The sequence below is a fragment of the Rhizobium sp. Root1220 genome (genome assembly GCF_001426265.1).
GTDB lineage: Bacteria > Pseudomonadota > Alphaproteobacteria > Rhizobiales > Rhizobiaceae > Rhizobium.
In genome coordinates this window covers 26,169-47,433 of sequence record NZ_LMDG01000015.1, presented here as the reverse complement: position 1 = coordinate 47,433, position 21,265 = coordinate 26,169, and the positions used below count along the sequence as shown (strand labels likewise).

The window sequence follows — 21,265 nt, the reverse complement described above, 5'->3', positions numbered from 1 at the left end:
CGATCCCCCCATAAGACACGTCGCTAACGACGTCGTTAAACACGTGTCTTAGGCCATTAAGGCATTATGCGGCAGGCGGTGCCAATCGGGCGGTTACTTTTCAGCGAAAAATCTCAGAATTCTGCACACGGCGCATCGCACCGACCGCCTCCAAGCGAGTACTGGAGAATATTCGGCCCTATCTAACGAGCTTGATCATCTATCGAGAGTCCCCTCCGATCCTGAATGGTCGTATCGACTGGACCACGATCGTCAGGCCTGCGGTATCGAAGCTGAGCTAACAGCAGAATTGAAGAAGCAACTCCGGCCAGGCCTGGATGCGATCATCCGGTGGCTCGGTGCTGCACCATTGGCCGAAGACGCGCAACCGTCAAAACCGACTGTTCGCCCGGACAAGACGGCGACCGGCAGGAAGGCGGCCTCCGCACCCTCAACCAGAAAGCCGCAACGCGCGGCTCGCGACTTTTCGAAAGGTTGGTCGGCAGGTGTTCCCGTGAACTCTGTTTTTAACGCTTGCTTAGCCATCAAGGTCTCCTCTTCCTTCAACCAAAGCCCGGCGCGCTTGGGGGCGGGACGCCGGGCGGCGGGAGAAAGTTCCCGAAGGCTCATGAAGCAGCGAAGCGCCGGTTCTCAACTGCGGCATTGGGATGACTTGCGCATGTAGACGCAGCGGTCGAGGGAGGCGTAGGGTTCGGATGGCACACTTGAGATTTGCGTCATGTATGCATTCTGTTGATTGATCAGTTTGCTTTGTCGAAGGTCAGACGGTAAACACCGCCGACGTTCCGAAGCCGTGGATGTGATCGTAGAGACCGGCGGCTCGGGCCACTGCAGGGAGACAATTTTATGCCGAACAAGAACCGCGCGCTTTCCGTTGTCGTACGCTCGGACGAGCGGGGCCACTGGGTCGAATGGAACAACGATGGCGAAACTGGATCGCTTGGACCCTACCAGGATGCGGACATGGCCGACAACGTCCGGTTAGCAAAGGAACGCGAACTTACTGACAACGTCGGCCACATCAACGACGTCTAAGCTATTCCCCAGGCTGCGGTGATCGGAAAGGAACGACAGAGGCGGAGCCCAACCGCTTATCTCTTCAGCCCGCGTTAGCTGCCATCCGGATAAGTGACCCACCTGACGCGCATCGTTGAGAGGCGTGCGTGGTGCCCCGCCACTTTTGGCGGCATCTGCCAGCCGGCGCAGACTTGGTGTGAATTTGTCGTCGTAGGATGCGAATTCGCCGGTAAAACCGATGCCGTTGGCTGCAACATGCGTACAGCCTGTCAGCACCAGGCCAACACCCCGAACCCTGCGCCGGTAGTAGCTGATTTCCTCATCGGAGACAGTTTGATCATCGCTTGCCGACCACCACGTGGTCATCAGCGCCATTATGACATTCCGGAGGGTCAATCCGTTCGGAAAGGTGAACGGTTCGAAGAGGGGAGTGTTCATGATATGCAGTCTCTCTTGCACTGTGGCTGTTCTGGACAGACATCTAGCAATCAAACAGCTGTTGATTATTCCGCCAATCTGCAGAGGTTAGAAATGGCGTTTCTAAATAGGCTTGAGGCGGGTTGTCGACGAAGTCAGTGTCGTCCTGCTTTCAGCAGCCGCTGACAAGCTCCCAAAACCGCTATCTCTAGGGTCGGAAACGCCGGTTTTGCCTATCAGGTCCGGCTGACGATGAAATCGCTCGAGCACACGGGCGAGCCTCCCTGCATGTCATTTGCGACCGACGCTGACCGCTTGCGAGATGATATCGGGATAACCATCTGAATTCGCAGTGTACTGAACTACTCTGCACGTCATAGGACGGGCCGAGCGCCCACTTTGGTTTCAGGAAGTCTGCTCCTTGGGCCGAACACAGCCCGCCTACGAATACATCTGTAACTGCTGGACAAAAGAACCGACAGTGGGGAGTTCGCCATTAGTCCGATGCTCATGTCGCCGGTCCGCGCCAACGGTCCCGTCAGGCGGAGCGCTGGCTGGGTCAAGGTGGTTATGCGTCAACTCCGACCAAGAATGTCTGCGCGACTCTTCTCGCGCAGGGACTTCCTGTGTTGTCTCATCGATCGATCGCCGGGAAGGGGTGGGAGATGCGTCGCTCGTTGGTTCTATCTTCGTGACGGCGAGTTGTGCCGCGTTGCGATCTTCAGCCACAACAGCAGTCGGGTTGCCGACGGGCGAACAAGTTTGATATTGTGCATCATGGCAATCGCTACGATCGGATCTGCCGCAAAGGCCTATTAGGCAAAAGCTCAAGCGACCGCACGCGCGGCTCGCCGCTTCACCAGGGCTTGTGCCGTGTCGATCAACTCCATTATATCGTTGGCCTTCTCTTTCACACCAACCGGCTTGCCGCCTTCAGACGTCGTTGAAAGATAGATTTTTGTGTGGTCGTCTGCTTGACTGACGGCGACAATGTGATCGATGTTAATGTGTACGGGCAGCTCAGTCTTAGCCCAAGTAGCTTGAATAAAGGCCATTTGTTCCTCCGGTGACTTCAATATTTCAGTAGCGCAGAGTCATCGAGCCACGGCAAGCCCGGACACGGCGATGTGACTCACACACCGAGGTATTTCGTCGCAATCCGGCTAGTTGCTTCCTTCAAGGAAGGAGCATCGACTTGCAAAATCTTAGAGAGTTCGCATCGAGCACCAATGGTGATTGTTGGTTTTTGGGCCTCGGCGACATGACCAACACAGAGGTGGTCGTCCACCGTAGCAAACCTCGTCCGGCGGTCATGACGACCATTCAGGTGAATTCATTCTTGAACCAGCGCCCGTTCGGCCGGAACGTGAGGCTCGGTTACGTTGCTTGCGGATCGGAGCGACCCCAAGAGCGCGGGAGGAGACACCCACCAACCCGGATAGTTGACTCAGGCGGGTCCGCGCAGTGCTGACCACTCCGCACGTTGAGAAAAGGGACGCCTATATGCAGAGCTGGACGTTCCCCTCCGGTTAAGGAGCGTAGCGGCTTATGCATGCTAGAAATGATCTCGACCAGCCACCAGGGCTTCGTGTCATTACCTGGACCTCGGCAGGACACGAGGCGTTCTCCCCTGAGTCTCACAACCGCCAAATCGACCCATTGTGATTTCAGTGGATTCTTCTATTCAGTTGATTGATCCCCAGCCGTTTCTCGCGCAACGCGGTGCTCTTGCCATCCCGTTCAGCTTTTTCACCAAGTGTGATGGCCTTTGCGTTTATGGTCGTTTGGTCCTGTTTGCCCAAATCGAGTAGAAAAAGGTCCATGCGGGTAAGGTCTTTACGCCAAGCCATTCGGCTCCTCCTCAAGTGCGCTCTTCGTTCGACGGTTTACGGGGTGACGATACTCCGGGTCGGTTGTGCTGATGCCCCGAATGGCAAGCCGATGAAGTCCGCTGGTTAGGAAGACCTTCTTTTCTGGCCGGCCGAAACGCCGCTCAAGTTCTGTCTTAAGCACTGCCGGATCCCGCACACCATTCTGGAAAAGGCGGATGAGCGACTTGGCTGCGACATCAGTTGGTCCCTCAGCCAGCAACTCGCCGGTATATCCGGTTTCTGTGAGCACCTTCCTGAGAAGGTCAAGATTGGCGGCAGTCAGATTTTTGGAGGGTCCGGAAGACATGTCGTCCTCCTTTCGATCGGGGCCAGGGCATGAAGCCCTCAAGCAGTGGCGCCCTTGAAAAGGCACACTGAAGTATTGATCTTGCGCTTATTCGGGAGCCAAAGCAACTGTGCCCCCAATCGACTTAGCGACCCAATCCTGGCCAGCACAAGGTTCGCGGTGAATACGATCATGGGTAGACAATCAAGGGACCGGCTTTTGCGGACCGAATCCTTAGCCAACTGCCGCGTCAACATGAGGGGTTGGTTCCGTTGGTGGGACGCCAACTCGGCAAGGAGGGCATGCAAGTTTATATTGGTAGTCGAGACCGGGAGCGGGGCCAGGCTGCGGTAGCTGACCTCGTAAACGAGGGAGTCGATGCGCATCTTCTAATGCCGAGGGGCAGCCAGCATGGTCACTCTTAAGACGCACGGGCAGTGACGATCAAAGTCCCTCCCTCTCAGTCGCGGATGGAAAGATCGTCGCGGACCAATGAGTGCGCTTTGGGCCGATAGCAGCATCAACGGGGTTGGCGGGAAAGCGCCCGCCAATTGCGGTCATTGGAGGTCACGCGCTATAATCACCTTCGCGTGAAACGGCATCACACTCGGGTGGATCGGGGCCGTTTGATCTCGGAGGAAGACAGATGCCGGAGACGACAGTCAACGTCCGCTACATGGTCAATGACGTGGAGGCAGCCATCGCCTGGTATACCGGGCACCTTGGCTTCGCAATTCTATCGAACCACGCCCCCGCTTTTGCCGATGTCAGGCGCGGAGCATTGCGGCTCCTGCTCAGCGGGCCGACGAGTTCAGCGGGACGGCCAATGCCGGGCGGCGAGCAGCCAGTTCCAGGCGGCTGGAACCGCATTCACCTAGTCGTTGATGATTTGGCTGCAGAGGTAGCCCGATTGGGCACGGCTGGCGTACGCTTCCGGAATGAAATTGTCACCGGACCCGGAGGCGCGCAGATACTATTGGTCGACCCTTCTGGGAACGTCGTCGAGCTGTTCCAGCCGGTTCCTCGGGAATGATGTGCTTATTGGGAGGAATTATCTGCTTTTGCGGCCATAATGGATGTACGGTTTGGGGCCGATAGCCGACAAAGCGCTTTCTTATCGCCTTGAAGGGATGTGAACCTGCGACGGGCGAATCCCTAGGAACCCGCCCCTGGGGAGACAAATGTGACTCATGGACTTAGCTCGTTCGAGCTGATGGCCTTCCCGCATCGAAGAATGCTTTGGAAGCGCGGTGGGAGACCGAGTGATCATACTCGGTGGTAAACATGAACGGCACGCCCTTCTGGTTCAAAACCTCAGCGGCACGAAACACGTTCTCTCCCTGGAGGTTCACATCAAGGACTGCGGCGTCGTGTGGTCTCCTGCCTCGATCAGCGCTCAAGGTCCATTGCAATCATGTACTCGTCCTCTGCGACGAGGCCCTTTGTCGTACCACCGCCATAGAGCGCCCTTATGGCCTGCTTCACCGAGAGAACGGGACCAAGCGATCGGGCGCCTTCGACATTTCGTCAGGGGCACCAACGTTTGATCCGCAGAGCACCGCAATGGTCTTGATTATGCGCGTAGTCAGTCTCGACCGTAGTGCCAGGGGGCGAACTCGGGAAAGAATACGTCCTTGAGGGACGGCGATTCCAGAACCTGATATAGCGCAGGCCACCAAGCATCTCGCGTATGCCCGCCACCAGTGAGCCTGCAAAGGACAGCGCGGATTGCGGAGAATCTGCTGGGCACTATCGGCCAACTTGAGTGCAAGAATTGGTGATTTGCGCAATAAGGCCGCCTTCGGGCGCCTTTTTCGATGCGGCATAAGCTCGCTTCACAGAGGAACCTTTCGTCCCCATAAGGCTTTGATCCCCAGAAAAGGAGATCAAATCATGGGAATGAAGTCACCTAAGGATGGCGCGCCTGGCACGACTGATCAATCGCCACGCTGGGAAGGCCCAAAAGAAAACCGACCACGCGGTTACCTTCCGGCAAAGGATGACCCGGATATCGATCGAGATGCCATGGGAGAAAATAACCAAGACCCCGAACTGCGCCGGCCTTCGGACGCAAAACGAAAGAAGATGCGAAGGGAGTTCGCGCAATCACGCGGCGATAGGGAAAGCACGGGAGTAGCAAGTTCAAAGCCTACGGTGATCACCGGGTCCCAAAATGTCACTGGCGACCGCACCCCGCTTGGAACCAACAGGCCGAAAAAGGATTGGATGTGAATTTCGATGAGGCAAAAACGGACCTTTCTCGCTAAGTGCCTGCGGGAACTGCCAGGTGCAGTATCGCCGGTGTCTCGTCCTGGGTGAGTGCCACGAGTACGGTGATGTCGCCGGGACGCGCCACGATCCAAGATGCAGCTCATCACACAGTGGGCGTGATCATCCGCTGCGTCAACGGAAGCCGAAAAAGCTGAGAATCGCGAGGACGATGACTATAGCGCCGACGAGCCAAATAATGTTGTTCATATGATTTCGCTCCCAAGATGAAAGACAAGTTGCGGAAACCAAACGCGTTATTGAACTTGTTGTTCCACCTGGCGATGCAGCTTCCTGCTACTTGGCGATCTTGGGGCAGGCTTGAGATTGAGCTGCCGGTACGGATCTTGGCGTAGGGCTCCGATTGCCGAGAAATTGTATCTGAGACCGTACCGTAAAATATGTCGCGTTGATCGGCGGGATGCGTTACGCAATAGCATGCCCCATCGGATAGGAAGCCGCAAACCCGAGTCCTCCCCACTTGCCCCCTCGCAGCAGTAGTGACGGGAACTTTCCCGCCCAGCCGGAGTTTTCACTACTATACAGCGCAGCGAACACGCTGCTGGGCCGCCTTAACCCATAACGGTCCACCCCAACGGCCCGGCGTCCGCCCCCAAGCGCGCCGGGCTTTGGTTTAGAGGAGATCGTGATGGCTAAGGAGGCGTTCGAAAGTCGACGCCACCGCCACCGACGCTGTGTGCGGGTGGTCCGCGGGTCCAGCCCACCACGTCGCGCTCTTGATCGCCGCTCTTGCTTTCGGACTTCATGGTGCACTCAGCCGGTGGCCTGAAAGTTCCTGCTGGCGATAGGAACCTTTCTCTGCACCCGGTGTTATGGGAAGCAACGCCCCACGTTGCAAATGACTAGCATTGCCCCACAGCACGAAAGGTGCTCACCGGCTTTTCCTTGGGAACAATCGTTAAAACTGAATGTTTGGTTTGGAGCGGCGTCGTTGCGTTTTGCCGCTCGGCCGGCGAAAACCTCAAATCGCCAGCTTGAACAACGAGCCCGGTGCCGGTCCCTCCTGCATCGGGCTTCTTTGTCCCGTGAAATTAGGTCCGCCATCGGCGGATGGCGGAGCCTAGCGAACACCGGGTCGGATGTCGACCGGATAACGGTTTAGTGGTGGGGGACACCCGAAAGCGCTGGCTTTCGTTCCTGAGTCACGGCACACCGTCCGGTACTTGGTGATGTCATGGTTATTACTGCGAACCTGATACGGCTGCTTCTCCGTTCGTTCATATGGTGGGAACGTCCGTGAAACCCGATAGTTCATGCCGGGTTAGCCTTGATCTTCCGATCGGCCTGCCATAGTTGACGCAAGCCATGACGTCAAAGAAAAAACCAGCAAAGACCCCAGGCCAACCCCAGTCGCTCCTGCAGGAACTCGCGGCGCGGCCAGAGAACCTTTTCACCGGCAAGTTTCGCCAGCAGTATGCTGCGTTGTGCTTCCGCTATAAGAATGACGGAGCCTCAATCGAAATTCTGGTCGTTACTTCGCGCGATAGCGGCCGCTGGATCGTTCCGAAAGGATGGCCTGTCGGTGGCAAAGCTCCCTACGAGTCGGCAGAAATCGAAGCGTGGGAAGAGGCGGGGGTTCGAGGCAAGGCTAGGAAGAAGCCGGTCGGTAGATATACCTACCTGAAGCTTTTGGGGGACGGCCATGTGGTGCCTTGCATCGTCGACATCTTCCAAATCGAAGTCAAGAAGGAGGTCGTCGCCTTCAAGGAGCGCGGCGAGCGTATCCTTGCATGGGTAAGCCCGGACGAAGCCTCCCGTCGCGTTAGAGAAGTTGAACTGAAGTCCCTGTTGGTGCAGTTCACCCCTCAAGGAGGTCGAGGCGGCCGAAAGGTTGCTTGAGAGTGCAGACCCCAGTGCGAGCGTCCGCTCGAGGTAAAAAAAGCCCCGCTGGCTGAGCGGGGCAGTTTGAGGAACCGGACAGGGACATACCGGCTATCGAGCGAACTGCGACCGCAGCTTATTGTTCCCTCTCTACCTCAGTCCATTGTTGGCCAAGAGCTATAATACTCTTCGCCCAGGCGCAAGGCTTCCAGAGCCGTTGGTGCATAGCCTTGCTGCGGAAGCAGCCTCATGCCCGGCGAAGAGGCAATGTACGCGCAGTTCCGTCAACTACTCGACGTCGCCGCTAAGGACCCGGCCATCAAGAAGCGGATTGTCGAGGAGGCCATTGCTACGGAGGACAGCGTCATCCAGTCGTTCCGTCGTTGGGAGCACAACGGGGTTCCCGCTGGCAACGGTTGGAACTCCTCGCCCAGCAGCCTGCTAGCCCGTTGCCTGACCCGGCTAGAATTGCTCATCCTCTGGGTCAGACATGAACATCGGCGTCTGGATAGCACCGGCGACTTCAGTCAAATTGTATTTCAGTGTGGATGGTCTCGAAATGGCCTTCCTGCCGATAAGGCCACGGAGTTTGCGCGTCCCTAGCGAACGGCGCGAATAGCAACCACGGTATTTGCCAAAGTCGTTCTGTGACTGGCGTGCAACACCCCGCCGTCCTTCGGTGTCTGGATAACCTCATCGCCTCGGTTTCATTGAGGTCCGACCGAGATCCTCAGCGTCCTTCTTCAGCCTCAATTCTCGGAGTCTCGCTGTTTTTGCGTTTCTTGACTTTTGGTGTGCTTCGATCAGTTCCAGGGCCGCCTCGGTGATACGATCCAATCTTGCGGTACCCTTGATGCCCAGCGTCGGTTCTCTTGCCATAGTGGAGTGCCTCGCAATTCCGTCTGCACTACCAACCTCAGTTCTTCTCCCTGGTTCCGCTCGCCAAAAGCCCTCCGCCGTATCGCGATGGACTGCTTCTATTCGCGCATTGGCACCCTATCTACATTCTGTCGGCATCTGTGGCGGCGGGGATCGCTTGGGAGCTTCTGCCGAAGAGGGAGGAGCTACCGTGTCTCTACTCAGCCTTGTCAATTTGAATGAAGATCAAGTCGAAGCCGTCACGACAGTCGTGACTTGCTGGTGTCAGGATCATGCTGTTTCAATTGACAGTAATGAGGGTCGCATTGCGATGGCTGCTGCCGTCGAATGCGCGGCTCGGGGAGAGCAGTCTCCTGTAGCACTCTCAGAGGCGATCAACGTTGCGATGGCTGCACGTTCTGTGCCGGTCATCAGCGCCCCAAATGATAACCATAGACCCGCTTAGCGGCGGTTAAACCGATCATTTGCCGAAGCAAATTCTGTCGCACCGATTGATGGAAGCTCTAATTCGAGCTTAGCCGCCATAGCGGCGGCCACGAAGGCAGTTTGTGCTTCGTCGGGTGTCCTTTGTCCGTCGTCGACTGCAGTGCAGACTTCCAGCGCACAAAAGTAAGCCCGCCCTTCGGTGACCGGCCAGTCGTAAATCAGGACTGCCATGCATCCATGGTACACATCACCGAGTGAACTTTGACGCACCTTTTGCAGGCAATAAAGCACAGGGGCATTTCAATGCCGATTCATCGCGCTTCACTTAGCCTTGAGGCAGTTCCCATGTGCTCAGGTCAAGGTGACATAGGCTCCATCCGCTTGAAGCAACCGGGCCTTTGAGCAGGAATCGCTGGACATGGTGTCAAAGCCAGAAAAAAGCCCCGCTCTGTTTGCGGGGCCCGTCGGTCCTAGCTCTGCTGGGCTGACTCAATTATTGTGAGACGCGCAGGCTTCGTCTTCCGGGGTAGCGTTGCTCTTGCCGCCCTGAGTTTGCAGATTGCCATTGCCGGCGCTGCTCGCCGGATTTGCACACTTGGTTTTGTCCATTGTGCCCATCGTGCTGCCGGTCGATGTCGAATCGGTTGCCATTGGCTTCTTAACGTCGGTGTTCGCGTTTTTGTCGATTGTGGATCCAGCCGGCGCGGGGTTCGACTCTGCAAAGGCAGAAGTAGCCAGGCCGAGAGCAAGAAGTGACGCTGCAAAAAATTTCGTACGCATTGGGAATCTCCTCCGTGATGTTTCTGTAGCGATAGCTCAACAACCGCGCGACCGATTGGTTCCTCCAAAAGCCGGAACTCTTAAGGGTGAGAGCCGTTGTCCTCTGCAGATCACAGGAGGAAAGCGAAATGGATTGGAATCGTGTTGAAGGCAACTGGAAGCAAATGAAAGGCAAGATCAAGGAGCAGTGGGGCGAACTCACCGATGATGATCTTGACAAGATTGCAGGCAGACGTGACCAACTCGAAGGCAAGATCCAAGAACGGTACGGACTAGAACGGGATCGCACACGTCGCGACGTTGACGATTGGTACAACAATCAGAATTGGGGCTGAGGAAAGATTCGATTTAACCGGCGGGGGCTGGCCGCCTCTCCACGTGGGAGGCGGCCTTCTAGTTCCATACATGGTCCGTTAAACCCCACAACCTCGCGAGGGAGACCGCATTTGGTGCGGGAATTGTTCTTATGCTCCCCTGAACTCGCAACCTCCAGACCTTCGGACTTCTCGCTTTTTACATTTAGCCTCAGCTCTCGAAGTCTTGCTGTTTTAGCGTCTCTTGCCTCCTGATGTGTTTCAACAACCAATAGTATGTTCTCTCGCCATGGTGAGGTGCCTCGTATTATTCGAGTATGGTGTGCGCTTCCTATTTGGATCGATCGGGAACAGGTCAGCGGTCATTGATAATATGAGATATGATCTCTTCCTCAATCTCGGAACAGATTGTCGCGTATTCGAAGATCATCGCCTGATCGTCGTCCGTCTTCCGCCGCAGGGTCTCCCGGCGATGACGCGTATGACGATATCGCGGTCGGTGATCAATCCAGTGACGAGGTCATCTTCGATGACCGGGGTGGCGCCGCTATCGATCTCAGAGATCATCCTCGCTACATCTTCGACGGTAACGGTCGGTACGGCAGAGACCACCTGCGCGGATATGAATTCTCGTACTTTCATCCAAAATCTCCAATCAGGTCCGTTCTCGATTTGCTGTCGATGCATCGCCGTGGCAACAGGAAAGCCCGCTTAAGCGGGCTTCCGAATGCTCTGTTACTTCGAGTTCTTGTGGCTTTGCTCGCCGGCCTTCACGTGCTGCTCATGCGAGCCACCCTGCTTGCCTGACGACGAGCTTGAGCTTTCCTTCGAGGACGCACTCTTGGCGCCACCCGATTTGCTACCGGCTTTGCTGCCTTGCGATCCACTTGTCGATGCCATGATTTCACTCCTCCGTGGAAGATCGGATTGATCTCGGATCACTAACCCGGGCGAGGGCATAGTGTTCCTTCGAGCTGAAATTCAACACACGGATAGCGGACCGCCGAGGACTTTCAGATCAATGCCGTTATTGGGAGATCGGCGCCTTCGGGCCGATAGGAGTTGCTGCCGCGGGCTACAACAAGGTTGGAGGCAGTGGCATCCAGCTCTTATCATGCGTGGTAGGAATGACGAAAGCCCCATGATCGGTAGCCGGGCGTTCGGGCGAGCCGAATATGACGCTTACAGACCCGCGGAACGGCTGGACTTCCGGTCACCCCAATGTCGGCATCCTGGCGAGCTGAGCCGCGATTGGCGTGCGCGATGCGGGACCAGCTTCGCCTCCTTGAAGGGATATGACCCTACGACACGCGAATAGAGTTGCCTTCCCAACTATTTAGACGCTCAGTGCGACGTATTCGTTTTTTTGGAGCTTTCTCCGTGTTTTACCTGTCCCTGCATACACTGAGGGAAAGGTTTCATTCGGACCGTCAGGGCACGGTGATCATCCGCCAACGAGCGGCGCTCGAGGAGCTAACCGTGGATGCAACGGTCTGCCCGAGCAGGAATACGAGCGCGGCCGTCCCAAAGTGACCCTGAAACTAGCACGCTGCTGCCGGCAAGCTTGTCAAGGGATCCGATTTACGGATCATCACGACCAGCTACATCTACGAAATTTCCTCTTCCTGCGAGCAACTGCGGTGCGCCCCTTTTCCGCGGGCAAGCGGTGATGGACTTAACGTTTGATTGCCAGGGCAAGGCTCCATTCGCCAGACCCTTGCTCCAGCGAGTTCAAACATCAACGTCCTGACACCAAGGAGATGTTTCGTGCCGCGCCTGCGTGCGGTGTGCCTATCGATTTTCAATCCTTGCGTCGGCTAGTTGAACGCGACCATCAAGAGGCCAGCGCACTGCATTCGACCTCTTGTTTAAGGCCATTGCTCTACCGCAAGCCGGGCCATAATAACGGCTTTTTGGGAAGGGCAACACCTGTCGGACGGGCACTTTTGATTGCCGCTGGACCCGGGGATTCCCTCAAGGGCAATATCGAAGGGTGATCCCATCCGTTAGAATTACGCATTGCCAAGCAGAGGCATGCCGCGTGCCCGCCTAAAGCGTGACTCTCGAACTACGCTTGAGTTGTTGCGTCCAGACGGCCCAAGGAATGCTTTCGCCATCATTTAAAGACAACCAGCGGAAGGGTCTGAACATGAGCAAAATCCTTAGTGGCTGCATCGGAGCACTAGCGTCTTCGACCATGCTCTGGTGTGCAATGCCACTTGCGCAAGCGCAGGACTCCCAACGAAAGCCTAACATCCTGTTTATCGTTTCCGATGACACAGGCTATGGTGATCTAGGACCTTACGGTGGCGGCGAAGGCCGCGGTATGCCGACTCCGAACATCGACAAGCTGGCGGAGGAAGGGATGACCTTTTTCTCGTTCTACGCCCAGCCAAGTTGTACCCCGGGGCGCGCGGCAATGCAGACCGGGCGTATTCCAAACCGCAGTGGCATGACCACCGTCGCTTTCCAAGGCCAAGGTGGCGGCTTACCGGCGGCGGAATGGACGCTCGCGTCCGTGTTGAAACGCGGCGGGTACCGCACTTACTTCACCGGGAAGTGGCATCTCGGAGAGGCAGACTATGCGTTGCCGACTGCCCAAGGCTATGACGAAATGCAGTACGCGGGCCTCTACCATCTCAATGCCTATACCTACGGCGACCCGACGTGGTTCCCGGATATGGATCCGAAACTGCGCGAAATGTTTCAGAAGGTCACGAAAGGCGCCCTCTCAGGAAACGCAGGCGGACCGGCGACGGAAGACTTCAAGATCAACGGGCAGTATGTCGACACCCCCGTCATCGACGGCAAGGAAGGCGTCGTGGGCATTCCGTTTTTTGACAGCTACATTGAGAAGGCCGCACTTGGCTTTCTTGATGAAGCCGCGAAGAAGCCAGATGAGCCGTTCTTCATTAACGTCAACTTCATGAAGGTGCATCAGCCAAATATGCCTGCACCGGAATTCGAACATAAGTCTTTGTCGAAGAGCAAGTATGCGGATTCGATGGTGGAACTCGACACCCGCATCGGCCGGATCATCGACAAGCTGCGCGACACTGGTATGGATCGGAACACACTGATTTTCTACACGACGGACAACGGCGCCTGGCAGGACGTCTATCCGGATGCCGGATACACGCCGTTTCGTGGCACCAAAGGGACCGTGCGGGAGGGTGGCAACCGAGTGCCTGCCATCGCGGTGTGGCCAGGTAAGGTCAAACCTCGAACCAAGAGCCACGATATCGTCGGTGGCCTTGACCTTATGGCAACATTTGCAGCGGTCGGCGGGGTGCCGTTGCCTGACAAGGACCGCGACGACAAGCCCATAATCTTCGACAGCTATGATATGTCGCCCATTTTGCTTGGCACTGGAAAATCGGAACGCAAGTCCTGGTTCTACTTTACGGAAGATGAACTTTCGCCCGGCGCAATACGGGTGAACAACTACAAATTCGTGTTCAACCTCCGGGGCGATGACGGAGCTCAGACTGGCAGCATGGCGGTCGATACAAACCTCGGCTGGAAGGGGCCGGAGAAATATGTCGCCACAGTGCCACAGGTGTTCGATCTATGGCAGGACCCGCAGGAACGCTACGACATTTTCATGAACAACTTTACAGAGCGGACTTGGATGGGAGTTGTCATGGACGAGGAGTTAAAGAAAATCATGGCGACTTATGTCCAATATCCTCCGCGAAAGATGCAGGGAATGGGCTACACGGGTCCGATCACGATTTCAAGCTATCAACGATTCCAGTGGGTACGAGACGCGCTTGCGAAGGAAGGCGTTTCGATCCCGCTACCGACCGGCAACTGAACCTGATCAGCGGCCGGTAATTTCGGGCCGCTGTCGTCACGGTTTCGACGGACTTCGAAATGCTGGTCTTCACCATTGAATTCTTAGATGGCGCTCCGAGGTGCAGGGCAACGGTGATAGGCATGCAAAGCGAATCCATTGCGTCCGGGAACGATAGGCGGGCGAAGGCCGCCAAGTCGCCGCTCAGCGAAACTTTCGCCTTATCGCTAATGTTGGGTTTGGCCATTGCATCTTTATCACCGGCTGCCTCATTGAGGTCAACAACCACAGCGCAACTATGCGGGTCGGTCAGATTGCAAAGGACGCCCGTTTTACGCTGTGGATGTTGTGGATGACAGACCCTCCCGAGGGTCTCCATTGAGCTTACAATCCCAACGCCTTACTGATCGCGCCGATAAGATCGGATCCCGCAAACGGCTTTTGCAAGTAAGCGATGCAGCCCGCCCGCACAGCCTCCGCTTGCAAACGTCGATCTTCAAGCGCTGTGATGAAGATGACCGGTATGTTGGAGCCCGATTCTTTCAGCCGACGCTGCAGCTCTATGCCGGAGATACCACCGCCCAAGTCGATATCCAGCACAAGACAGGCAGCATCGGTGCGCTCATACTGAGCGAGAAAGGCTTCGGCTGACGCGTATTCCACCGCAGCAAAGCGATAGGCATTTAGCAGCCTTCCGACGCTGCGCCGTATGCTTGCGTCATCGTCAACAACGGCGACCGTGTGGCGCAGCTTTCCCATCTCAAGCCCCACTTGTGAACTACATGAGAGATACGCGATTATCCTCACTTTAGGCGCGTTGGTGTCTGCTTGATATTGCCCTAAAGGGAAGTCGCTGTGTCAGCGAGTCGACTGATTTTCCTCGCAGAGCCAGACACTAAGGGACGACGGCGAGCGATCGCGTACCGAATTGCTCCACCAAGTGATGTACATTCACGGTAGCCGTACCCAAGCATATGACGACATCTCGTTGCGGAGATACTGCGTATGATCAACCCGGGACGTTCAGGCTCTGTCGACTTGTCGCTCGAAGGGACCGGCGCTGGCTGCCATAGCAATGACTTCGGCAACGGACTTCACACCGAGTTTTTCCAAGACGCGGTGGCGGTGCACCTTGACGGTGCGCTCCGATATGCCCAGCGCGTAGGCCATCTGCTTATTAAGCTTGCCGCGGATGACTAGCGCAAGAACTTCAGCTTCGCGCACGCTCAGGCTGGCCAGCAAAGTCCGCCGCTCCTGAATACGCTCATGCTCTGCCCGCCGACGTTCGCAAAGTGACAGTGCTCGCTCGATCGTCGCAACCAGCACCGCTGCCGTGCTGCGTTTTTCCAAAAAATCCTCTGCGCCTGCCTTCATCGCTTCGACGCTGGCCTTTATGTCCCCTTCTCCCGTAAGAAACACGATTGGCAAAAGCGGCGCCCGCTCACGTAGCTCGCGCTGCACCTGCAGGCCGGACCGACCCGGCATCTGCAGGTCAAGAAGGACACACCCTGGTTCACCGCTAGGAAGACACGTCAGGAAGTGATCGCCGGATTCATAGGCCTCGACCTTCAGGCCATATGCGGTAAGCAATCTTGCCGTTGCATTTCTGTAGGATCTGTCGTCATCGACGATATGGACAACCTGTTTCATCTGCCATGCTCCCCCCGTCGGAAAAGAGGCAGAACCATGCGAAAGATGGCCCCGCCTTCCGGCCTGTTGTAGGCGGCGATCGTGCCGCCATAGGTTTCGACAATTGCGCGCGCTATGGAAAGACCCAAACCAGTCCCCGCCTGCTTTGTCGTGTAGAAAGGTTCAAAGACACGGGACAGCCGCTCCTCTGGAATACCGTTGCCAGTATCAGCGACACAAAGTGCGGCTCTCTCGTTGGACAGCGACGTCTCGAACGTCAGTACTCTTGTGGAGGAGTCGGCATCCAATATGGAGTCCATCGCATTGGTCGCAAGGTTGAGGACAACCTGCTGCACGTGAACCTTGTCGGCGCGCACCGGCAGCTCGCCAGCCGGCTCTGTTACCTTCAGCACTATCCCGCGGCGTTCGGCCTCACCGTGGATGATACAGATGGCACTCGTCATGACATCGTTGAGATCGAACTCCTGCCATTCGATCTCGCTCCTCTTCTTGAGCAACCCCCGCATCCGGGCGATGATGTCGCCGGCGCGCTGGTCGTCTTCCTGGATGTCTTGGAGGATCTGCTGCATCAATTGCAGATCTGGCTTCTCGCTTCGGAGCAGTTCGGAAGCGGCATCGGCGTTGTTACGAATGGCCGAAAGGGGCTGGTTGAGTTCGTGAGCGATAGAGGAGGATAAGGCGCCCGCCGTTGCCGACTGGTTGAGGTGAACCGCTTCCATCAGGTGAAGAAGCGAGCGGCTCTCTGCCTCTTTGCGACGCCGTCGCTCTAGGAGCAGGACCGCGATAGCTCCAGCCTGCATAGCAACGATGCCAAGCGCCCCGGTCGCTGCCAGCCAATGCTCCTCCCAGAACGTTTTCTCCTTGTGAATCTCAATGGTTCCAGGAGGCAGATTCTTCTCCGACAGCCCCCAATGCCTGAGCACTCGGGCATCGACGATGTTTGTCTGGGGTGCCCGAATATCCGAGACCGGCCGGCCCGCTATGACATCGGCGACGAGATCTCCGACCGTTCGGCCCAGGCTGTCGAAGGTCACGGTATTTCCCCCCACCACACCGTAGTCGATGTAGGTCTGGTAAGGTCCATAGACCGGCGCGCTGGCCTTTGCCGCAATCTGCCTGACCGCTTCGCGAGGAATGAAATTCCGTCCTGCTCCATCCTTAAAGACCGTCAACGCCAGAATGATGCTGTCGGGCGGGACATGAGATGCTCGTTCGATCAGTTCCTCGATCGTCAAATTTTCCAGATAGGTCGTTTCATATGACCTGGAAAACGCGTTGAGGTCGGCGCGCGCCGTCGCCAACCATCGCCGGTCGAAGTCCGACGATCCACCTATGATAAAGAGGTGGCGGGCACTGGGCTGAAGCGCACGCGCAAGCTCGGCGGTCTTTAAAATATCGAACGTCGTAAACGCGCCGATCACATCATCCGGCAGGTCGATATTCCTTGCAGGGGAATTGCCGAAACCGGCTGCGACAAGTTTCGCGGTTGGGGCGATCGAGGCCCTTGTCTTGGCTATAAAGCGCGCGGATTCTTCTCCAAGTGCCACCACCACATCCGGGCGCCGAGCAGAATACTTCTGGTCTAGGTACCGTTCCATGCGTGCGGCATGATCGGCTTCTGGAAACCGGGAAAGATCCAGGAACTCCGAGAACAGGTCAATCTTGCCGTTTGTTACTTCAAGCAAGCGGTTGCGAAGCGCCTCTCCCGCAACAGTCGTTGCCGCGATCCTCTCATCGTACGGGTAAAGAATGAGAACGCGTGGAGCCTGATCGGGATTCGCAGATGATATGCGGGTAGCTGCAGCGAAGCAGGTCGATACAAGCCACAAAAACGCAACCAACCATCGGCCAGCGTACTTCACTCGACCTGACCCGTTGCCTGAGCCCATTGGCTTTCCCCAAAAGCCCCGGGACGATAACAGCCCGGCGGTGCAGTGTCATCCGCAATTTACTCTACCGTTGATTGGGCGGCGATATAACGGATTCCCCAAAGGGCAATATCGGTATGGTTCGGCATCCGATAAGATCGAATACGGGTGGAGAGGTAGCCGTCGATCAATCATAGACCGAGGTCGGATTTGGATAGCGTGCGCCATCCGATCGAACCGAAGCTAATCTGACGGAATTTGGATCTCTTTGCGACCCGAGCCCGATCAACTCTTGGGGGGAGATTTCGCTATGCAGGTCACGCGCCGCGATTTGCTCAAATGGACACGCCATGGCACCTTGGCGATCGGCCTGTCCACTACCATGGCTACACCAACAGTGGCATGGGCACAGAGCGACCCTCTGCCCTCTTGGAGTGATACCGCGCCAAAGGCAGCCATCGTCTCGTTTGTCGAGAAGGTGACCAAGCAGGGTTCGCCCGACTTCGTTCGGGAACCGGAGCGCATCGCCGTCTTCGACAATGACGGTACGCTGTGGGTCGAACATCCCATGTACACCCAGCTCGCTTTTGCCTTGGACCGCGTCAAGGCGCTAGCTCCGCAGCATCCGGAATGGAAAAACGTACAGCCGTTCAAGGCGGTGCTCGAAGGCGACATGAAGACACTCGCCGGATCAGGTGAGAAAGGCCTTCTGGAACTCATCATGGTGACGCACGCGGGAATGACGACTGGCGAGTTCCAGAAGATCGTGACCGACTGGCTTTCGACGGCACGCGATCCCAGGTTCAAGCGGCCGTACACCGAACTGGTGTATCAGCCGATGGTCGAGCTGCTATCCTACCTGCGCGGCAACGGCTTCAAGACGTTTATCGTGTCGGGTGGCGGCGTTGAATTCATGCGGCCATGGACTGAGAAGGCCTACGGCGTCCCGCCGGAGCAGGTCGTCGGCTCCTCTATCAAGACTGAGTTTAAGATGCAGGACGACACACCGACCCTGTATCGCCTGCCGGAACTCAACTTCATCGATGACAAGGCAGGCAAGCCGGTCGGGATCAATCAACAGATCGGCCGCCGCCCGATTGCAGCGTTCGGCAATTCCGACGGGGATCTCGAAATGCTGCAATGGACCACCATGGTAGGCGCGCCCGCACGGCTAGGGATACTCGTGCATCACACCGACGCAGACCGCGAATACGCGTACGACCGCAAGACCGAATTCGGCCGCCTCGACAAGGCGCTCGACGCGGCCCCGATCGCCGGCTGGACCGTTATCGACATGAAAGCCGATTGGAAGCAGATCTTCAAAAATTAGGACCGTGCGCCAGAGGAGTCGCGCCACATGTCTGTGACGTCGGACTCCACCTTCGCGCCAAAAGTAACGGGCGTCCTGTCCGTTCAATCGGGAGGAAAATGCCATGAAAGTCGACCTGTTCACCACACTAATCTGTGCCGGAGGTATTGCTTTGACCTCCGCGGCTTTTTCGCAAGACGCTCCGAAAAAGCCGCACGTACCGCTTGAGAAATCTATTGGCGTGGTCACGCCGACAGGGCCGGTGCCGTCATTGGCCGTGCTCAACTCCGCTAGTGCCAAAATCGAAAACGGAAAGCTCATTTTGACCGGCGTCTCTGCCAATTCGATCGTCTTTGCCGACCGCCCGGTACGAGCTGCCGGACATGTGATGACCGAACAGTTCATCATGCAATGGGACGACGGCAAGGACAACTTCGCCGTCGATCCTCCGAACGCTACCATCTCAGTGCTCGGGGGCGACGGATCCGATGTCAGTGACGCTGTCGTGACATTGAGGACGCCGAAGCTCGACGGCACGATGCTGACATTTGACATCACTGTTCTGGAGGGAAACCTTAGTGGCGCGTCCGGGCCAGCCGCTCTCTTCATCGACCATTTCGGGGGCGGAGGAGGATTTGGCGGCGGCAGCTTCGGCGGACGCAGCTTCGGAGGTGGCGATTTCCACGGCGGTTTCCGCGGAAACGACGTGCATGTCGGCGACACAGACATCAATCGTGTGGGAGGCGGCTACTGGCATGCCCCTGTCTACCACGGTGCCTGGTATCGAGGCGCGCCCGTCGCCACGGGCGTGTTGGCCGGCGCTGCGATTGGCGCCGCGGCAGCCCGTCCCTACTACTACAACTCCTACTACAACAACCAGCAATGCGGCTACTATCCCTTCCCGCCATGCTATTGATCTGCCGACACTGTCACGCCGCCAGCGGCGTGACAGTTCCTCGCCATCGGCGAGCCGACCTCGGCGGCCTTCTCTTCAAGGCGGGCTTGAATGCGCTCACCGCCTAGATTGACGCCCTGGCAGTGCTTCTTGATGTCCGCGCCGCACTCCTTGGCAAGCGCAGTCATAGCGTCGGCGTAACTGATCGTGTCTGCGTAGCTGGCTGCGGCGTGCATCATGCCGAAAGTCACTACGGCGACTAGCACAAGCTTCTTTTGCATCATGGCGTAATCCGATCTGCTATTGAAAACCTTTCCTGCGGCGCAGTGATTGCGGATTGTTCGACGCCGCAAGGCCTTGTCGTTGTGGCCGGAAAATCCGTCCTCTGTCTATTGCCCTCTGGGGAGGTGCCGAGATTCCCCAAAGGGCAATATCAGTTCGCTCCGCCACGTGACAAAGTGGGTGTGTGTGACTGCCAGCGACGATCCCTCAAGAGACACGGTTATGAGCGGCTAGCTGGCGAGAGCGCATAGCACATCGATTGTGAGGGGTTACGCCGAAGAGTAAAACCCTTTGCAATTACGATCGAGGCTCCGCAACAGCAACGACGTCCTTTGCCCATTGGTGAATGGCGGACGTTAGTCCGGATGCTTGGTCAAGCTCCAAACCGTCGAGGAAACCATGACCTTAGCAATCGAAGAGACAAGTTTGGGGCGGCAACCCAACGGTATGGTGTGGATTCCCGGCCGAACTTACCTGATGGGATCGAACAGACACTATCCTGAAGAAGCGCCGGCTCACCCCGTTTATGTCGATGGCTTCTGGATTGATGAGGTCCCAATCACGAACCGCCGGTTCAAAGAGTTCGTGGACGCGACGAAATATGTGACATTTGCCGAGACGGTGCCTGACCTGCGCCAATATCCAGGCGCGCTGCCGGAAATGCTTAGGCCGGGGTCGCTCGTCTTTCACCAACCGAAGCGGGTGAACGGGCCGGACATTTCGCAATGGTGGACGCTCAAGTTCGGCGCGAACTGGCGTCGCCCGTTCGGTGGTCTCAGTGATCTACGCGGCAAGTTGGACCACCCGGTCGTCCACGTCGCCTATTGCGATGCAAAGGCCTTTACGGATTGGGCAGGCTTGGATCTCCCGACGGAGGCGGAATGGGAGCTCGCGGCTCGCGGCGGTCTGGACGACGCAGAGTTTGCATGGGGCAATGAACTGATGCCGGGTGGGATAGCAATGGCAAACACATGGCAAGGCGTCTTCCCAACGCAGACCACCAAGCGTTCCGGCCAGGATCGGACGTCGCCGGTAAGAACATTTCCGCCCAACGGCTATGGGCTCTATGACATGATAGGCAACGTCTGGGAGTGGACGTCCGACTATTGGTCGGCGCGGCATTCGTTGCCTTCGGCGAGGTCCTGTTGTCTACCTGAGAACCCTCGCAACGGCGACGTGGATGCGAGCTACGATCCTCGTCAGCCCGATATTCGTATCGCGCGGCGGGTCCTTAAAGGCGGTTCGCATTTGTGTGCACCCAACTACTGCAGGCGTTACCGCCCAAGTGCGCGTCATGCCGAACCAGAGGATACTTCAACCAGCCATGTCGGGTTTCGATGCGTAAAGAGGATATCATAGCTGTAA

19 protein-coding genes and 5 pseudogenes are annotated in these 21,265 nt (G+C 56.9%); 12 read left to right on the top strand and 12 right to left on the bottom strand.

Annotated elements, in window-relative coordinates:
- Positions 1 to 110 precede the first annotated feature (110 nt).
- Positions 111 to 463 (top strand): annotated as a pseudogene (locus ASC90_RS29930) (hypothetical protein); the annotation flags it as partial.
- A gap of 383 nt (positions 464 to 846) precedes the next feature.
- Positions 847 to 1,035: a hypothetical protein gene (locus ASC90_RS13360; protein WP_056541003.1), complete on the top strand. Its 189-nt coding sequence runs from the start codon at positions 847 to 849 to the stop codon at positions 1,033 to 1,035.
- Positions 1,036 to 1,164: 129 nt separating this feature from the next.
- On the opposite strand, the pseudogene ASC90_RS28130 reads toward ASC90_RS13360, so the two are convergent.
- From ASC90_RS28130 to ASC90_RS13345, 4 genes and pseudogenes are all read right to left on the bottom strand, one after another.
- Positions 1,165 to 1,464, bottom strand: a pseudogene (locus ASC90_RS28130) (NADH:flavin oxidoreductase); the annotation flags it as partial.
- A 797-nt stretch (positions 1,465 to 2,261) separates the two neighbouring features.
- The gene (locus ASC90_RS13355) at positions 2,262 to 2,489 is read right to left on the bottom strand and encodes a hypothetical protein (RefSeq protein WP_056541000.1); all 228 of its coding nucleotides are present in this window, start codon (positions 2,487 to 2,489) and stop codon (positions 2,262 to 2,264) included.
- A gap of 612 nt (positions 2,490 to 3,101) precedes the next feature.
- Positions 3,102 to 3,284, bottom strand: coding sequence for a hypothetical protein (locus tag ASC90_RS13350; protein ID WP_056540998.1), 183 nt, complete (start codon positions 3,282 to 3,284; stop codon positions 3,102 to 3,104).
- Positions 3,271 to 3,612 (bottom strand): hypothetical protein, encoded by a 342-nt coding sequence (locus ASC90_RS13345; RefSeq protein WP_056540995.1) that lies wholly within the window; start codon positions 3,610 to 3,612, stop codon positions 3,271 to 3,273. Before ASC90_RS13345 ends, ASC90_RS13350 begins: the two co-directional genes overlap by 14 nt.
- Before the next feature lie 625 nt (positions 3,613 to 4,237).
- Here ASC90_RS13345 and ASC90_RS13335 point away from each other — a divergent pair.
- The 5 genes and pseudogenes from ASC90_RS13335 (at position 4,238) to ASC90_RS13320 (ending at position 8,304) form a co-directional block, all read left to right on the top strand.
- The gene (locus ASC90_RS13335; RefSeq protein ID WP_056540990.1) at positions 4,238 to 4,624 is read left to right on the top strand and encodes a VOC family protein; all 387 of its coding nucleotides are present in this window, start codon (positions 4,238 to 4,240) and stop codon (positions 4,622 to 4,624) included.
- An 860-nt stretch (positions 4,625 to 5,484) separates the two neighbouring features.
- Positions 5,485 to 5,676: pseudogene (locus tag ASC90_RS13330) on the top strand (hypothetical protein); the annotation flags it as partial.
- A pseudogene (locus tag ASC90_RS29925) lies at positions 5,677 to 5,858 on the top strand (hypothetical protein). It begins immediately after the preceding pseudogene.
- Positions 5,859 to 7,185: 1,327 nt separating this feature from the next.
- Positions 7,186 to 7,719 (top strand): NUDIX hydrolase, encoded by a 534-nt coding sequence (locus ASC90_RS13325; RefSeq protein WP_056540982.1) that lies wholly within the window; start codon positions 7,186 to 7,188, stop codon positions 7,717 to 7,719.
- Positions 7,720 to 7,950: 231 nt separating this feature from the next.
- The gene (locus ASC90_RS13320; protein ID WP_056540981.1) at positions 7,951 to 8,304 is read left to right on the top strand and encodes a hypothetical protein; all 354 of its coding nucleotides are present in this window, start codon (positions 7,951 to 7,953) and stop codon (positions 8,302 to 8,304) included.
- A gap of 717 nt (positions 8,305 to 9,021) precedes the next feature.
- On the opposite strand, the gene ASC90_RS28120 is transcribed toward ASC90_RS13320, so the two are convergent.
- Together ASC90_RS28120 and ASC90_RS13315 are read right to left on the bottom strand one after the other, a co-directional pair.
- Positions 9,022 to 9,237: a DUF982 domain-containing protein gene (locus ASC90_RS28120; RefSeq protein ID WP_156392920.1), complete on the bottom strand. Its 216-nt coding sequence runs from the start codon at positions 9,235 to 9,237 to the stop codon at positions 9,022 to 9,024.
- 258 nt (positions 9,238 to 9,495) lie between these two features.
- Positions 9,496 to 9,786, bottom strand: coding sequence for a hypothetical protein (locus ASC90_RS13315; protein ID WP_056540978.1), 291 nt, complete (start codon positions 9,784 to 9,786; stop codon positions 9,496 to 9,498).
- Between the two features lie 128 nt (positions 9,787 to 9,914).
- On the opposite strand from ASC90_RS13315, the gene ASC90_RS13310 reads away from it, so the two are divergent.
- Entirely contained in the window at positions 9,915 to 10,121 is a 207-nt protein-coding gene (locus ASC90_RS13310) for a CsbD family protein (protein WP_056540975.1), read from the top strand.
- A gap of 405 nt (positions 10,122 to 10,526) precedes the next feature.
- On the opposite strand, the gene ASC90_RS13305 is transcribed toward ASC90_RS13310, so the two are convergent.
- Positions 10,527 to 10,742 (bottom strand): CBS domain-containing protein, encoded by a 216-nt coding sequence (locus tag ASC90_RS13305; RefSeq protein WP_056540973.1) that lies wholly within the window; start codon positions 10,740 to 10,742, stop codon positions 10,527 to 10,529.
- Positions 10,743 to 10,835: 93 nt separating this feature from the next.
- Positions 10,836 to 11,000, bottom strand: a complete 165-nt coding sequence (locus tag ASC90_RS29360) for a hypothetical protein (RefSeq protein WP_200950897.1) — start codon at positions 10,998 to 11,000, stop codon at positions 10,836 to 10,838.
- A gap of 1,249 nt (positions 11,001 to 12,249) precedes the next feature.
- On the opposite strand from ASC90_RS29360, the gene ASC90_RS13300 reads away from it, so the two are divergent.
- Complete coding sequence (locus tag ASC90_RS13300) at positions 12,250 to 13,917, top strand: arylsulfatase (protein ID WP_056540970.1); 1,668 nt, start codon at positions 12,250 to 12,252, stop codon at positions 13,915 to 13,917.
- Between the two features lie 363 nt (positions 13,918 to 14,280).
- On the opposite strand, the gene ASC90_RS13295 is transcribed toward ASC90_RS13300, so the two are convergent.
- The 3 genes from ASC90_RS13295 to ASC90_RS13285 form a co-directional block, all read right to left on the bottom strand.
- On the bottom strand, positions 14,281 to 14,655 hold the full coding sequence (locus ASC90_RS13295) for a response regulator (RefSeq protein ID WP_056541015.1): 375 nt from the start codon (positions 14,653 to 14,655) through the stop codon (positions 14,281 to 14,283).
- A 264-nt stretch (positions 14,656 to 14,919) separates the two neighbouring features.
- Positions 14,920 to 15,546 (bottom strand): response regulator, encoded by a 627-nt coding sequence (locus tag ASC90_RS13290; RefSeq protein WP_056540967.1) that lies wholly within the window; start codon positions 15,544 to 15,546, stop codon positions 14,920 to 14,922.
- Positions 15,543 to 17,435 carry a sensor histidine kinase gene (locus tag ASC90_RS13285; protein WP_056540964.1) on the bottom strand — a complete coding sequence of 631 codons (1,893 nt, stop codon included), beginning with the start codon at positions 17,433 to 17,435 and terminating at the stop codon, positions 15,543 to 15,545. Before ASC90_RS13285 ends, ASC90_RS13290 begins: the two co-directional genes overlap by 4 nt.
- Before the next feature lie 361 nt (positions 17,436 to 17,796).
- Here ASC90_RS13285 and ASC90_RS13280 point away from each other — a divergent pair, with 361 nt between their 5' ends.
- Together ASC90_RS13280 and ASC90_RS13275 are read left to right on the top strand one after the other, a co-directional pair.
- Positions 17,797 to 18,744, top strand: coding sequence for an HAD family hydrolase (locus ASC90_RS13280; RefSeq protein ID WP_244480384.1), 948 nt, complete (start codon positions 17,797 to 17,799; stop codon positions 18,742 to 18,744).
- 103 nt (positions 18,745 to 18,847) lie between these two features.
- Positions 18,848 to 19,639, top strand: a complete 792-nt coding sequence (locus ASC90_RS13275; RefSeq protein WP_056540957.1) for a hypothetical protein — start codon at positions 18,848 to 18,850, stop codon at positions 19,637 to 19,639.
- On the opposite strand, the pseudogene ASC90_RS13270 reads toward ASC90_RS13275, so the two are convergent.
- Positions 19,604 to 19,857, bottom strand: a pseudogene (locus ASC90_RS13270) (hypothetical protein); the annotation flags it as partial. The gene ASC90_RS13275 and the pseudogene ASC90_RS13270 sit on opposite strands and share 36 nt — an antisense overlap.
- A 442-nt stretch (positions 19,858 to 20,299) precedes the next feature.
- On the opposite strand from ASC90_RS13270, the gene ASC90_RS13265 reads away from it, so the two are divergent.
- On the top strand, positions 20,300 to 21,259 hold the full coding sequence (locus ASC90_RS13265; RefSeq protein WP_056541012.1) for a formylglycine-generating enzyme family protein: 960 nt from the start codon (positions 20,300 to 20,302) through the stop codon (positions 21,257 to 21,259).
- The last annotated feature ends 6 nt before the right edge of the window (positions 21,260 to 21,265 follow it).

Bases quoted from the DNA above. Each gene is read 5' to 3' on its own strand.
- ASC90_RS13360 (WP_056541003.1), top strand. From the start codon at position 847: ATGCCGAACAAGAACCGCGCGCTTTCCGTTGTCGTACGCTCGGACGAG.
- ASC90_RS13355 (WP_056541000.1), bottom strand. From the start codon at position 2,489: ATGGCCTTTATTCAAGCTACTTGGGCTAAGACTGAGCTGCCCGTACAC.
- ASC90_RS13350 (WP_056540998.1), bottom strand. From the start codon at position 3,284: ATGGCTTGGCGTAAAGACCTTACCCGCATGGACCTTTTTCTACTCGAT.
- ASC90_RS13345 (WP_056540995.1), bottom strand. From the start codon at position 3,612: ATGTCTTCCGGACCCTCCAAAAATCTGACTGCCGCCAATCTTGACCTT.
- ASC90_RS13335 (WP_056540990.1), top strand. From the start codon at position 4,238: ATGCCGGAGACGACAGTCAACGTCCGCTACATGGTCAATGACGTGGAG.
- ASC90_RS13325 (WP_056540982.1), top strand. From the start codon at position 7,186: ATGACGTCAAAGAAAAAACCAGCAAAGACCCCAGGCCAACCCCAGTCG.
- ASC90_RS13320 (WP_056540981.1), top strand. From the start codon at position 7,951: ATGCCCGGCGAAGAGGCAATGTACGCGCAGTTCCGTCAACTACTCGAC.
- ASC90_RS28120 (WP_156392920.1), bottom strand. From the start codon at position 9,237: ATGGCAGTCCTGATTTACGACTGGCCGGTCACCGAAGGGCGGGCTTAC.
- ASC90_RS13315 (WP_056540978.1), bottom strand. From the start codon at position 9,786: ATGCGTACGAAATTTTTTGCAGCGTCACTTCTTGCTCTCGGCCTGGCT.
- ASC90_RS13310 (WP_056540975.1), top strand. From the start codon at position 9,915: ATGGATTGGAATCGTGTTGAAGGCAACTGGAAGCAAATGAAAGGCAAG.
- ASC90_RS13305 (WP_056540973.1), bottom strand. From the start codon at position 10,742: ATGAAAGTACGAGAATTCATATCCGCGCAGGTGGTCTCTGCCGTACCG.
- ASC90_RS29360 (WP_200950897.1), bottom strand. From the start codon at position 11,000: ATGGCATCGACAAGTGGATCGCAAGGCAGCAAAGCCGGTAGCAAATCG.
- ASC90_RS13300 (WP_056540970.1), top strand. From the start codon at position 12,250: ATGAGCAAAATCCTTAGTGGCTGCATCGGAGCACTAGCGTCTTCGACC.
- ASC90_RS13295 (WP_056541015.1), bottom strand. From the start codon at position 14,655: ATGGGAAAGCTGCGCCACACGGTCGCCGTTGTTGACGATGACGCAAGC.
- ASC90_RS13290 (WP_056540967.1), bottom strand. From the start codon at position 15,546: ATGAAACAGGTTGTCCATATCGTCGATGACGACAGATCCTACAGAAAT.
- ASC90_RS13285 (WP_056540964.1), bottom strand. From the start codon at position 17,435: ATGGGCTCAGGCAACGGGTCAGGTCGAGTGAAGTACGCTGGCCGATGG.
- ASC90_RS13280 (WP_244480384.1), top strand. From the start codon at position 17,797: ATGGCTACACCAACAGTGGCATGGGCACAGAGCGACCCTCTGCCCTCT.
- ASC90_RS13275 (WP_056540957.1), top strand. From the start codon at position 18,848: ATGAAAGTCGACCTGTTCACCACACTAATCTGTGCCGGAGGTATTGCT.
- ASC90_RS13265 (WP_056541012.1), top strand. From the start codon at position 20,300: ATGACCTTAGCAATCGAAGAGACAAGTTTGGGGCGGCAACCCAACGGT.